Origin of the sequence: Thermomonospora echinospora, from assembly GCF_900108175.1 — a bacterium.
Lineage (GTDB): Bacteria > Actinomycetota > Actinomycetes > Streptosporangiales > Streptosporangiaceae > Thermomonospora > Thermomonospora echinospora.
Window position 1 is genome coordinate 84095 of record NZ_FNVO01000016.1, and the last position, 12130, is coordinate 96224.

The 12130-nt window shown below is 70.8% G+C and carries 9 protein-coding genes; 1 reads left to right on the plus strand and 8 read right to left on the minus strand.

From position 1 onward, the window contains the following. Positions 1-24: 24 nt before the first annotated feature. The 6 genes from C4U03_RS28695 to C4U03_RS28720 all read right to left on the minus strand — a co-directional run bounded on the left by C4U03_RS28695 (position 25) and on the right by C4U03_RS28720 (position 8635). Positions 25-1731: a thiamine pyrophosphate-binding protein gene (locus C4U03_RS28695; protein ID WP_103942033.1), complete on the minus strand. Its 1707-nt coding sequence runs from the start codon at positions 1729-1731 to the stop codon at positions 25-27. Positions 1732-1751: 20 nt separating this feature from the next. Beyond that, the gene (locus tag C4U03_RS28700) at positions 1752-2672 is read right to left on the minus strand and encodes an SDR family NAD(P)-dependent oxidoreductase (protein ID WP_103942035.1); all 921 of its coding nucleotides are present in this window, start codon (positions 2670-2672) and stop codon (positions 1752-1754) included. Between the two features lie 45 nt (positions 2673-2717). After that, positions 2718-4544: a flavin-containing monooxygenase gene (locus C4U03_RS28705; RefSeq protein ID WP_103942038.1), complete on the minus strand. Its 1827-nt coding sequence runs from the start codon at positions 4542-4544 to the stop codon at positions 2718-2720. Between the two features lie 205 nt (positions 4545-4749). After that, a complete protein-coding gene (locus tag C4U03_RS28710) occupies positions 4750-6126 on the minus strand; it encodes an aromatic ring-hydroxylating oxygenase subunit alpha (protein WP_103942040.1) in 1377 nt (458 codons plus the stop codon). A 44-nt stretch (positions 6127-6170) separates the two neighbouring features. Further along, a complete protein-coding gene (locus C4U03_RS28715) occupies positions 6171-7019 on the minus strand; it encodes an SDR family NAD(P)-dependent oxidoreductase (RefSeq protein ID WP_103942042.1) in 849 nt (282 codons plus the stop codon). A gap of 8 nt (positions 7020-7027) precedes the next feature. Then, positions 7028-8635 (minus strand): SMP-30/gluconolactonase/LRE family protein, encoded by a 1608-nt coding sequence (locus C4U03_RS28720; RefSeq protein WP_103942044.1) that lies wholly within the window; start codon positions 8633-8635, stop codon positions 7028-7030. A 255-nt stretch (positions 8636-8890) separates the two neighbouring features. Here C4U03_RS28720 and C4U03_RS28725 point away from each other — a divergent pair, with 255 nt between their 5' ends. Then, positions 8891-9625: a Clp protease N-terminal domain-containing protein gene (locus tag C4U03_RS28725; RefSeq protein ID WP_200827542.1), complete on the plus strand. Its 735-nt coding sequence runs from the start codon at positions 8891-8893 to the stop codon at positions 9623-9625. A 142-nt stretch (positions 9626-9767) separates the two neighbouring features. On the opposite strand, the gene C4U03_RS28730 is transcribed toward C4U03_RS28725, so the two are convergent. Both C4U03_RS28730 and C4U03_RS28735 read right to left on the minus strand, forming a co-directional pair. Next, positions 9768-10844: a Zn-dependent alcohol dehydrogenase gene (locus C4U03_RS28730; RefSeq protein ID WP_103942046.1), complete on the minus strand. Its 1077-nt coding sequence runs from the start codon at positions 10842-10844 to the stop codon at positions 9768-9770. A gap of 7 nt (positions 10845-10851) precedes the next feature. Further along, positions 10852-12048 (minus strand): amidohydrolase family protein, encoded by a 1197-nt coding sequence (locus tag C4U03_RS28735; RefSeq protein WP_103942048.1) that lies wholly within the window; start codon positions 12046-12048, stop codon positions 10852-10854. Positions 12049-12130 lie beyond the last annotated feature (82 nt).

The following is a 12130-nucleotide window of genomic DNA, read 5'->3' on the forward strand; positions in this document are numbered from 1 at the left end:
CGGCGGAGCGGGTCGGCCGGCAGGTCACTGCGTTCCTTCCGCGTACCATGTCCGGAACTCGTCGTAGCTCGGCATCTCCTCCGAATTGGCCTTCGGGTCGACCGCCACGTGAACGACCCCCACCCTGCCGCTGGCGTAGGCGCGCTTGATGGCGGGCGCGATGTCCTCGTCGCGTTCGACGTACTCGCCGTGGCAGCCGAAGCCCTCGGCGACCTTGTCCAGGCGGGTGTTCGTGCTCCAGCGCGTCCCGGTCTCCCGCGACCCCTGGCCGAAGGTGCGCTTGTAGACGCCCACCTCCAGGCCCCAGGCGTAGTCGACGGCCACGACGCAGACCAGGGGCAGGTTCAGGCGCGCGGCCGTCTCCAACTCCGCGATGTGGAACTGGAACGACGAGTCCCCGGTGATCAGCATCAGGGGTCGCTTCCGGCCTTCGGCCACCGAGGCTCCGACGGCGTAGGGAAGCCCCGTGCCCAGATGGCCGAAGTTCTGGTTCCAGAGCACGTCATGCGGCTTGGCCTGCGAGTAGGTCCAGCCGAAGATGGTGGTGGCGCCGCCGTCGCGCACCATGATGCCGTCCGCCGGAAAGACCTTGGTCGCCTCGACGATCAGGCGTGCGGGATGCACGGGCGACATGCCGGCGGGGGCCGTCTCCGCCAGTTCCGCCAGCCGGTCGGCGTCCTGCCTGATCCAGCCGTCGAGTTCCGGGGACGGGGTGCGCGGCGAGTCCCCGAGGGCCTCGACGAGCTGCGGGACGATGGCCCGCAGGTCGCCCACCAGCGGCACGTCGATCGGCCGGTTCACGCCGATCGCCTCGGGGTCCTGCTCGATGAGGATCCACGTGCGGTTCTCCTCGTTCGCGACCCAGTGCCGTCCCCGTCCGTAGTGGACCGGCTCGCCGAGTTCGGTGCCGATGGCCAGGCACAGGTCGGACCGCACCACCGCGTCGATCGCCGACGGCGAGAAGCCGTAGGGGAAGGTGCGGTCCTCCAGTCCCTTGATGTAGGAGGTGCCGCCCGACGTCTGGATGACGGGGCAGGCCATCAGGTCGGCGAGCGCCCTGACCGGCTCCCCCGCCCGGGACGTGTGCACGCCGTGGCCGACCAGCAGGATCGGCCGCTCGGCCGCGCGGATCAACCGCGCCGCCTCGGCGATCCTGTCCGCGCCGGCCGTCTGGCCGACCAGCCGATAGGCCGAGGGCGGCGCCGCCGGCGGCACGTCGAGCTCTTCCAGGATCACGTGCGACGGGTACTCGATGTAGACCGGACCCGGGGTTCCCGTCATGGCCTTGCGCAGGCCCTCGCGGAGGATCTCGTCGGTCTGATCGGCGTACTCGATGCTGGCGGCGTACTTGACCGAGGGTTCGAGCAGGGGGGACTGCCTGACGAACTGGATGCGGCCGCGGCGGACCCGCTGCTCGGTGATGCGCGCGCGCTGCCCGCCCAGGAAGACGACCGGCGAGTTCTCCACCTTGGCGCACATCATGGCGGGGGCCAGGTTGGCCAGACCCGGGCCCAGCGTGCCGATGCACACCGCGGGTCTGCCGGTCATCCGCGACACCGCCTCCGCCATGAAGCCGGCGGACGCCTCGTGGTGCGGGGCCACCACGTTCCAGCCGCGTTCCTCGGCGAGATGGAACAGGTGCACGAAGTTCGGATCGGGGATACCGAAGATCGTATCGATGCCCTCGGCCTCGAAGAGCTGCAGGATGCGCTCATAGACCTTGATCGCCATAGTGGTGTTCCACTCCCGTTCTAGTCCCGGCCGCCCTGGGCCGCCATCGCGAAGCTGTTGCGGATGTGGTCGACGTGGGCCGAGGGGACGACCGGCAGGACCCAGGGGTCGCCGGTGTCGCGGATGGCGGCGATCTCCTCGCCGACCTGCTCGATCGACCAGGACGGCCGGTACACGCCCGGGGTCTCGGCGATGAAGGCCCGCGCCACCCGACCGGCGATCGACACCAGCATCTCGCCGGTGATGGAGCAGGACTCGTGCGCGAGCCAGCCCACGGCCGGGGCGGCCAGGTCCGGGCCCATGGGCGGGTAGGCCGAGGTGTCGATCCCCTCGGCCATTCTCGTCACGGCGGCGGGAACGATGACATTGCACTTCACGCCGTGCTCGGCCCCCTCAAGGGCGACCACGTTGGACAGCCCGAGCACGCCCGCCTTGGCCGCGGCGTAGTTGGCGACCTTGTGGTTGCCGTACAGGCCGCCGATCGACGAGGTCAGCACGATGCGGCCGTACCCCGCCTCGCACATCGAGGGGAACGCGGGCCGGACGACGTGGAAGGCGCCCCGCAGGTGCACGTCGAGGACGGCGTCGAAGTCCTCGTAGGTCATCTCCGCCAACGCCGCCGGACGGTGGATTCCGGCGTTGTGCACCAGGACGTCGATCCGGCCGTAGTGGTCGAGCGCCGACTCGATGACCGCCCGGCCGCCCTCGGCCGTCGCCACGGACCCGGTGCAGGCGATGGCCTCGCCCCCGGCCGCCGCGACCTCCTTGACCACCTCTTCCGCGGGGCCGGTGTCGACGCCGTCCCCGCGCAGGCTGACGCCCGGGTCGTTGACAACGACCTTGGCCCCCCGCGAGGCGAGCAGCAGGGCGTAGGCGCGCCCCAGCCCGCGACCGGCGCCGGTGATCACGGCCACACGGTCGTCGAATCTGAGTTCAGGCATGGGATGGTCCTCTCACGACGTTCGTCACGGGGCGGGGGGGGCTCGTCACTTGCCCAGGACGAGGCCCTCCAGCTCGCCGGTGTCGCGCCACGCCTGCAGAAGGTCTTCCAAGGCGTAGAAGCCGGGCCAGTAGGGCTCACCCAGGTGCGACCGGCGCTTCTTCTCGCCCTCGTTGTTGTAGTAGCCGGGCGTGCATTCCCGTTCGAAGTTGCTGTTGTCGACCGCGGTCTCCTTGACGGTCCTGACCCACTGGTCCTGGGCCTGCGCGGTGGGCTCCACGGTCGAGGCGCCGCGTGCCAGGGCCTCCTGGATGATGTAGGCGATGTGGAAGGCCTGCTGCTCGAACATCGCCGTCGTGCTCGCGGTCACGCCCCCCTGGAGGAACCCCGTCCACAGCAGGTTGGGGAAACCGTGGCTGGTGATGCCGTGCAGGGTGCGGTAGCCCTCGGCCCAGTGGTCGTACAGCGACAGGCCGTCGCGGCCGGAGAACGGCTGGATGCCCAGGCGGCGGTCCAGATCGGTGGTGATCTCGAAGCCGCTGGCGAAGATGATGCAGTCGACCTCGTGTTCCACGCCGTGGGCGATGAGGCCCTTCTCGGTGATGCGTTCGACGCCCTTGGTGTCCGACACGTCGACGAGGGTGACGTTCGGGCGGTTGAAGGTCGGCAGATAGTCGTCGCTGAAGCCCGGACGCTTGCACAGGAAGCGGTAGTAGGGCTTCAACGCCTCGGCCGTCGCCTTGTCCTCGATGACGGCGTCGATGCGGTCGCGCAGCCGCTGCATCGCCCGGTAGTCCTGGGTCTCCCGGAGTTCTGCGAACTTCTGCGGGTCGGTCAGCGCGGCCCAGCCGTCGGTGGCGTCCAGGTGGGCGGCCAGGTTGCGACTGACCTCGGTCCAGCCGTCGCACACGAGGTCGGGCTGGCCCGGGGCGAAGGCCTCGAACGCCGCCGTGTGGAAGTTGCGCTGCCGCTCCTTCTGCCAGCCCGGCTTCAGCGTCTTCACCCATTCGGGATCGGTCGGCTCGTTGCCGCGCTCGTCGATGTACGACGGGGTCCGCTGGAAGACGTACAGGTGCCGGGCGGAGCGGGCCAGGTGCGGGATCACCCCGATACCGGTCGCGCCCGTGCCGATGATCGCGACCCGCTTGTCGGCGAGCTCGTCCATCCCGCCGCTCATGTCGCCGCCGGTGTACTCGTAGTCCCAGCGCGCCGAGTGGAACATGTGTCCCCGGAACTCCGTGATGCCGGGGATGCCGGGGAGCTTCGGCCGGTTGAACGGTCCCTGGCACATGACGACGAAGCGGGCACGGAGGTCGTCGTCCCGGTTGGTGCCGATCCGCCAGCGCTGGATCTCCTCGTCCCATGCCAGTGACTCGATCTTGGTGCTGAAGATCGCGTTCTCGTAGAGACCGAAATGCCTGCCGATGCGCTGGGCGTGCTCGTAGCACTCCTGACCGGAGGCGTACTTCTCCGTCGGCATGTAGTCGACTTCTTCGAGCAGCGGGAGGTAGCAGTAGCTGTCGGTGTCGACCTGGATGCCGGGGTAGCGGTTCCAGTACCAGACGCCGCCGAAGTCACCGCCCAGCTCGATGATCCGGCAGTCGGTGACGCCGGCCTGCCTGATCCGGGCCGCGGCGATGAGACCCGCGAAACCGCCACCGAGGACGGCCACCTCGATGTCCTCCGAGATCGGTGCCCGGGGCACGAAGGGCGTGTACGGATCGACGTCGTAGTAGTCCTCGAACTCGCCTTCGGTCACCAGGTACTGGCTCTGCCCCTCGGGGCGGAGGCGCTTGTCGCGCTCGGCCAGATACTTCGCCTTGAGGGCCGCGTGGTCGATCTCAGGCGTCTGTGTCGGTTCGCATTTCTGCATGCGGGTCCTCGGCTCGGGGCGGTCGCTCGGGTGGTTCGTGGTTCTCCGGCGGGGCGGGCGGGCCGCGGGTCAGGTGACCGCAGTGGAGTTCTGCTGTCACCTGACCCGCTTTTCGCGGGCCGGGTGGCAGCGGCGGAACGCTGCGGAGAGGGGATCACCCGGCCCGTCTCTGGAGGTCTGGAGGCCTCCTCCAGACGAACGGGACTCAGGTGAGCTTGCGCGGCTCGCCGGTGCCCATGTACTTGGCCAGGTTGTGGTGCAGGTTCACGGTGGCGCGCTCGCGGTAGGGATTGGGCTTCGGGCCCGAAAAGCCCCGCGTCTTCATGCCCTGCTGGACCGCCGCCATGTTGGAGAAGTCCTGCGGTAGGACGGTGCGCCAGTCCGGGTCGTCCTGCGGGGTGTGCACCCACTCGGTCTCCGGCTCCTCGCCGGGCGGGTAGAGCTGGTAGACGGCGACCTCGAAGACGCACTTGTCCGGGTCGTAGCCGTAGGGCCGAGCGCTGTAGCACAGCATGTTGTTCTGCCCGTGACCGATCTGGAAGTTGGGGAAGATCTGCCAGGCGGTGCCGCTCTCGGCGACGGCCTCCGGAGCGACGGTCGGCCAGATCACGCCGCGCTCGGCGTCCTCGCGCCGGGCGGTCTCCAGCCAGTACTTCGCCACCTGGTCCGGGGGCGTGCCCTCCGGCAGCTCGGTGACCAGCCGGTTGGCGACCTCCACCAGCGTCTCGGTGGTGTTGGTGTTGGCGTTCTCCCAGATGAAGTTCTGCATCTCGGCCGTCGACACGCGGGCGTCGACACCGCCGCCGATCCGCAGCTTGCCCTGGTTCTCCTCCAGGCCCTTGGGCGCCTCGAAACCGATGTTGCTGTGCCTGCCCTGGACCCTGGACCACCCGAGGAAACTGCCGAAGGGGATGAACTCCGGGTGGGTGTAGGGCACGTGGTAGGTCTCGTTGAACGCCTCCAGGGCGACCTTCCAGTTGCAGTCGAAGACCAGCCAGCGGCGCCAGCGGTAGCGGAACCTCTCGAGTTGGAAGGGGGCGAGCAGGGTGGCCGCGGGCTCCAGGTAGTCCCGCAGCGGCTCACACTCCGGGTCCATGTTGATGAAGATCCAGCCGCCCCAGGTGTCGACCTGGACCTGCTTCAGCCCGGTCCTCTCGTCGGTCAGGCAGCCCTGCCAGTCCGCACGCTCGGGCACGTGGGTGCAGTGGCCTTCCAGGTCGTACTGCCACCCGTGGAAACCGCAGACGAACCGCCTGCCACGGCCGCGGGCGTCCCGCGCGCCGGACGGGGTGTCGACGAGCCGGCGGCCCCGGTGCGAGCAGACGTTGTAGTACGCGCGGATCCGGTCCGGTGCGGTGCGCACGATGAGGAGCGAGTCGTCGAGGATCTCGTAGGTGAGGAAGTCGCCGACCGCGGGGATCTCCTCCACCCGGCCGACCTGCTGCCACACCTTTCTCCACAGCTTGTCCCGCTCCGCCCGGGCGTACTCCTCGGAGAGGTACGCCGCCACGGGGATCGTGAGCGGTTCCGACAGCGCTTCGGCCGCCGCCGTTGCCCGGACGTTCTCGACGGTTTCGCTCATGACATTCTCCAGCCCGCGTCGGGAAATGGTCGGTACAGGCGCGTTCACCAGCGCGTGATGGCGGCGCGAAACGACTCGTCCTTGAGGAAGAGAGTGGTGTTGTCGGCGGCCAGATGGCTCCATTTGAGGTTGAGTCCGCCGTCCACCAGAATGGTCTGTCCCGTGATGTAGGTGGACAGGTCCGACAACAGGAAGAGAATCGCTCCGGCCTGTTCCTCGGGGCGGCCGCGCCGCCCCATGGCGATGGCGCGGCAGTCGCGTTCGAAGTCCTCCTCGACGTAGGTGCCCGAGGCCGGGGTCACGGTGACGCCGGGCGCGACGGCGTTCACCCGGATGCCGTCCAGGGCCAGCTCGACCGCCATGGTGCGGGTCGCCGCCACCAGCGCCGCCTTGGCCGTGCCGTAGGCGATGTGGAACGGCGCCGTGTTCATGCCGCTGATCGAGGAGATCGAGACGATCGACCCCGGGCGGGCCTGCGACCGCAGCTGTGCGGCGACCGCCTGGCTCATGAAGAACATCGTCTCCAGGTTCTGGGCGAACAGCGCGCGCCAGTCCTTCCGGGTCACCCGGGTCGAGGGCATCCAGGTCGCGGGGGCGGCGCCGCCGGCGACGTTGACGAGCCCGTGCAGGTCGCCGTCGGTCCGCCCGACCTGCTTCATGACGGTGGCGATGCCGTCGTCGGTGGCGGCGTCGGCCGCGACCGGCACCACCGGCAGGCCCTCCGCCGCCAGCGGCCGGACGTGCTCGTCGAGGTTGTCCTGGGAGCGGCTCACCGCGATCACGGTCGCCCCGGCACGGGCGGCCATGCGCGTCACCGCGGTGCCGATGCCGCCGCCGCCCGCGCCGGAGACGATGACGACGCGGCCGTCCAGCCCGAGGAAGTCCTGGCTCATGACCTGGCTCACCTTTCCCTGCGGAGCGCGATGACGCTGCCGTCGGCGTCGGCGGAGACGTAGAGCGTGCCGTCCGGTCCGGCGGCGATCCCGGCGAACAGGCCCTGCGGCCCGGAGAACGGCGGCAGGCCCTTGAGAGGCTTGGGCTCCACCCCGAGCGGGGGGCCCACCGGCAGGTCGCGGGCGATCGTGGTCCGCTCCCCGCCGCCCAAGCCGACGTCGACCAGCGCCTTGGCGCCGGCGTCCACGATCAGCAGCCGCCCGCCGCGGACCAGGATGCCCTGCGGCGTCCGCAGGCCGTCCACCACGGTGTCGACGCCCGAGCCGGTGACCGAGACGACGCGTCCGGCGCCGGACTCGGAGACCAGGCAGGTGCCGTCCGCGCTGAACGCCACGCCCATCGGCCGGTCCAGCCCGGCGGCCAGGGTCGTCACCTCGCCGTTGCGCACGGACACCACGCGGCCGGCGCCGAACTCGGCGGCCACCACTGCGCCGCCGGGCGCGACCGCCACTCCGTAGAGCTGGTCGAACGGCGCGGTCTCGCCGGCCAGGACGTCGTGTTCACCGCTCGCGGGCCGCCACCGCGCGATCTGGCCGTTGGAGGTGGTGACGATGAACTCGCCCTCGCCGGCGGCGGTCACCCCCCGGATGTAGCCCGGCCAGCCGGGGCTGAAGAGCATCCCCAACGTCCGCAGCCGGCCGCCGGGCGCCAGGGCGTAGAAGTACGTGCCGTCGGAGACGTACAGGGTGCCGTCGCCGCCCACGGTGAGGTCCAGCGGCCAGGTCAGGCCGCCCGGCAGCACCGCCCGGGTCTGGCCGCCGCCGAGGATCTCGGTGATCTGCCCGGTGAAGCCGGAGACGAACAGGCGGTCCCCCACGAACGTCAGGTTGTCCAGGCCGGGGGCGATGGTGGCCAGCACGGTGCGCTCGCCGTTGCGGGGGTCGATCCGCAGGACCTCGCCGGTGCCCACCTGGGTGGAGATGATGTGGCCCGCGGCGTCGAACTTCACCGCGTCCGGGACGCCGAGGTCCCCGGCCACCCGCTCGGGCTCGCCGCCGTCGGGGTCGATCCGCCAGATGTCGTTGGTGCCCAGCAGCGGGTAGTACAGCTTGCCGTCCGGCCCGGCCTCCATGGCGTTGGGCATCGGCAGGTTCTCCAGCAGCACCCGGGGCGCGCCGCCGTTCAGGTCGAGTTCCAGCAGGCGGCCCCCGATCCGGCACTCGTCGATGAACAGCCGGCCCTGGTGGAAGGTGATGCCGTTGGCGCCCGGCACATCGTCGCGCAGCACCCGCGTGCGGCCGCCGGGGTCGCGCACGCTCACCCGCCCGTCGTAGTACTCGGTGGCGTAGAGGTCGCCCCGGGCGTCGAAGGCCACGTCGTCGGGCGCGACGATGTCGGCGCCCTGCGCGCTGACGGTCTCCAGCTCGCCGGTGTCCACGTCCAGCGCGCTGATCTGGCTGCCGGCCACCTGCGCCACATAAACGCGGCCGTCCGGACCGGTGCGCAGGCCATTGGCACCGAACAGCCGGCTCGGCGGGGTGAGCCGTTCCAGACTCCAGCCCTCGGCGAGGCTGATTGATGTGGCGCTCTTATAGCGCGCCCCGTGCGGCGACATACGACTCCCGGCGGCTTCGTCGTTAAGCGGGAATTTCCCGCCGTGACGAGAACTTGCGGGTAAGGTAACGTTCGCTTCGGCCGAGCGCAATGGGCGTCCGCCGATCCCCGGTGAGATCCGCCGATAAATTGCCAAGGGGTCATTGACACCCCAAATGCCAAGGTCATATTGACATTTCAAGAGGCAAGGCGGCATTGACATTCTGGATGGCAAGTGGATATTGACATTCCGGTTTTGGCGAACGAGACTTACCTCATGGTTCTCCCTGATCTTGATGCGCTCATCGCCGGGATCGAGCGCGCCTGTGATCATGCGTGCCAGGAGGCGGGGCAGCAGGAGGCGGGGCAGGAGCAGCCCGACCGCATCGCCCGTCTCAAGGCCGCGGCCGCGACGGCCGAGCAGCTGCGCGGGCTGGCCGATGACCTCGTCGAGAGCTATGTCGAGCACTGCCGTCTCCACGGCCACTCGTGGACCCAGATCGGGACGGCGCTGGGCGTCACCCGCCAGGCCGCCCAGCAGCGCTACCTGGCGCCCCACCGGACGTACGAGCCCGGGGAGTTCGCCGAGGAGATCTGCACGGCGGTGGCCCATATGAAGGAGACGGCCGTGCAGCACCGCAACAACTTCATCGGCACCGAGCACGTGCTGTGCGGGCTGCTCGCCGAGAACAACAGCGCGGTACGTCTCCTGGCCTCCCTCGGCGTCTCCGCCGACTCGCTGCGGCAGCGGATCCAGGGTTCCCTGACCATGGGCGCCTCCCAGGCGGCCAAGCGCATCGCCTGGACCCCGTACACCCGCAAGGCCCTGGCCACCGCCTACGAGCTGGCGGCCGAGGACGAGGGCCCGGTCAGCTGTAAGCACCTGCTCCTGGGTGTGGCCTCACTCGGCCGGGGGACGGCCGCCACCGCCCTCGCCGAGGCGTCCGTCGGTCACTCGACGCCGGCCAGGACCCGGTCCCGCCCCTCCGAGAGCGTCCGCCGGGGCCACTGAGGACATCCGGACATCGGGACGGCCCCGGGCGAGCGTCCCGCCGAGACCCGGGACCCCGTCACCACGCTCACCCGGCCGCCGGAGCGACCGTAGCGCTGCGGGCGGGCCGGGATCGGGCACGCGGACCTCTCGCCGGCGTCCCTCAGACGATGACGGTGCGGACGCCCTCGGCGCGGGCCACGAGGTCGAGTCCGTGGGCGACCTCGTCGAGCTTGATGCGCCGGGAGACCATCGAGCCGAGGTCGAGCCGGCCGGACTCGGCGAGGCGGATGAACCTCGGGAAGTCGCGCAGGATCTGCGCGCCGCCGAGCACCGAGCCGGCCAGGCGCTTGCCCGAGAAGACCGCCTGCATGGCGGGCAGCGTCAGGGCCGAGCCGGGCGGGGGCATGCCGACGAGGGTCACCGTGCCGTGAGCGCGCGCCATGTCGAACGCGGCGACCATGAGCTCGGGGCGGCCCACCGCCTCGAAGGCGTAGTCGGCCCCGCGGCCGCCGGTCAGCTCCCTGACCTGCACCACCGGGTCGCCCGCCGCCGGGTCGACGGTGTGCGTGGCGCCCGCCCGCCGGCCGGCCTCCCGCCGTCCCGGCATCGGATCGACGGCGATGATCATTGCGGCGCCGGCGATGCGGGCGCCCTGGACCACCGACTGCCCCACGCCGCCGCAGCCGACGACCGCGACGCTGGAGCCCGGGGTGACGGCGGCGGTGTTGAGCGCGGCGCCCAGCCCCGTGGTGACGCCGCAGCCGAGCAGGGCGAGCTGCTCGTCGGCCAGATCGGTCCGCACCGGGACGACCGACGCCTCGTGCACCACCATGGCCTCGGCGAACGTGCCGCAGCCGCAGACCGCGGCGGCCCGCCGGCCGTCGGCGAGCTCGAACCGGACAGCGGCCTTCACCAGCGGGTTGAGCTCGCACTGCTGGGACATCCCGTTGACGCACTGCCAGCACGTTCCGCAGGCGGGCACGACCGACGCGAGCACGCGGTCTCCCGGCCTGACCCGGCGCACCTGTGGGCCGACCTCCTCGACGGTCCCACAGCCCTCGTGGCCGAGCGCGATCGGGAGCGGGAGCGCCGACCTGCCTTCGAGTACGTTGAGGTCGGTGTGGCAGATGCCGCTCGCGGCGATCCGCACCAGGACGTCCCGGGGGCCGATGTCCGGCACGGGGAGGTCCTCCACGACGGGAGGCCGCCCCGCCTCGTAGGCGATGGCCACGCGCACGGCCGCCTCACCCCATCGCCGGGGCGTGGTCGGGCAGCCCGAGCAGCCCGGCGGTGTTCCCGCGCAGCACCTTGCGCGTGACCGCCGCATCACAGCCGGCCAGCCGGGGGATGTAGTCGCGCGGCTCGCGCAGCCCCTCGGGGTGCGGGTAGTCCGAGCCGAACAGCACGTGGCCCGGGCCGATGGCCTCGATGAGCTCATGCACGTCGTCCTCGGGGAACGGGCAGACCCACAGGTGCTCGGCGAGCGCCTCGCTGGGGCGGGGCGGGAGGGGCCCGCCGAGCATGGGGCCGCGCCGGCCCAGCGCCGCGGCCTTGTCGACGGTCTTGAACAGGTGTCCGATCCAGCTGGACCCGTTCTCGATCGACAGGATCCGCACCTTAGGATGCCGGCCGAAGAGGTTGTGCAGCGTGAGCGCGGTGAGCGTGTCGACGAGCGGCCGCTCGGTGTTGCACAGCGCCCACTGCAACGGAGACTGCCGGTGCGAGGGGTTGCCGGGGTCCTCCGACCACCGCGTCCCGTAGAAGTGCTGGTATCCGCTGTTGGACACATGGAACACGACCGGGATCCCGGCCTCGGACACGGTGTCCCAGAACGGGTCGAACATCGGGTGGGCGGGCGAGCGCCCCCCGGTCGGCCCCGGGCACAGGTGGACCAGCCGCGCACCGGCGTCGAGCACCCGGTGCAGCTCCGCCATAGCGGGGCCGACGTCCAGCAGCGAGAGCATGGGAACGGCGAAGATCCGGCCGTCGGCCCCGTATCCCCAGTCCTCCTCCAGCCAGCGGTTGAACGCCCGCAAGCTGGCGTACGTCAGCTCGGCGTCGTCGCGCATGTCGTTCTCGACCGCGACGCCCAGGGTGGGGAGCATGATGGTGGCCTGCAGGCCCTGCTCGTCCATCAGCGCCAGGCGGGCGTCGCGCTCGGTGAACGCCGGGTGGTCCCTGGCGTTGATCACCTCCCGGTGGGTGAACCCGTCGGCGACCCCGCCCGCGAACAGCCCCTCCAGCGCGCCCGGCGCCGAGGCGTAGTCCCCCGGCATCACGCTCATGAACGTCCGCCGGTCCCGCAGGAAGATCCGTCCGAGCCCGTCGGCGCCCCGCTCGACCCGTACCGTCTGGTCTCGGAACCGCGGCTCGATGTGCCGGGTGAAGCAGTCGTCGGGCTCGTAGTAGTGCCCGTCGGCATCGATCAGCTGGTACTCCATCCCCGCACATCCTCCGGACGGCTCACGGCGCCCCATAAGTAAGTGAACGCTCTGTTATCAGGCTCGCACCGTGTCTCTCCCC

Bases quoted from the DNA above. Each gene is read 5' to 3' on its own strand.
- C4U03_RS28695 (WP_103942033.1), bottom strand. From the start codon at position 1,731: ATGGCGATCAAGGTCTATGAGCGCATCCTGCAGCTCTTCGAGGCCGAG.
- C4U03_RS28700 (WP_103942035.1), bottom strand. From the start codon at position 2,672: ATGCCTGAACTCAGATTCGACGACCGTGTGGCCGTGATCACCGGCGCC.
- C4U03_RS28705 (WP_103942038.1), bottom strand. From the start codon at position 4,544: ATGCAGAAATGCGAACCGACACAGACGCCTGAGATCGACCACGCGGCC.
- C4U03_RS28710 (WP_103942040.1), bottom strand. From the start codon at position 6,126: ATGAGCGAAACCGTCGAGAACGTCCGGGCAACGGCGGCGGCCGAAGCG.
- C4U03_RS28715 (WP_103942042.1), bottom strand. From the start codon at position 7,019: ATGAGCCAGGACTTCCTCGGGCTGGACGGCCGCGTCGTCATCGTCTCC.
- C4U03_RS28720 (WP_103942044.1), bottom strand. From the start codon at position 8,635: ATGTCGCCGCACGGGGCGCGCTATAAGAGCGCCACATCAATCAGCCTC.
- C4U03_RS28725 (WP_200827542.1), top strand. From the start codon at position 8,891: ATGGTTCTCCCTGATCTTGATGCGCTCATCGCCGGGATCGAGCGCGCC.
- C4U03_RS28735 (WP_103942048.1), bottom strand. From the start codon at position 12,048: ATGGAGTACCAGCTGATCGATGCCGACGGGCACTACTACGAGCCCGAC.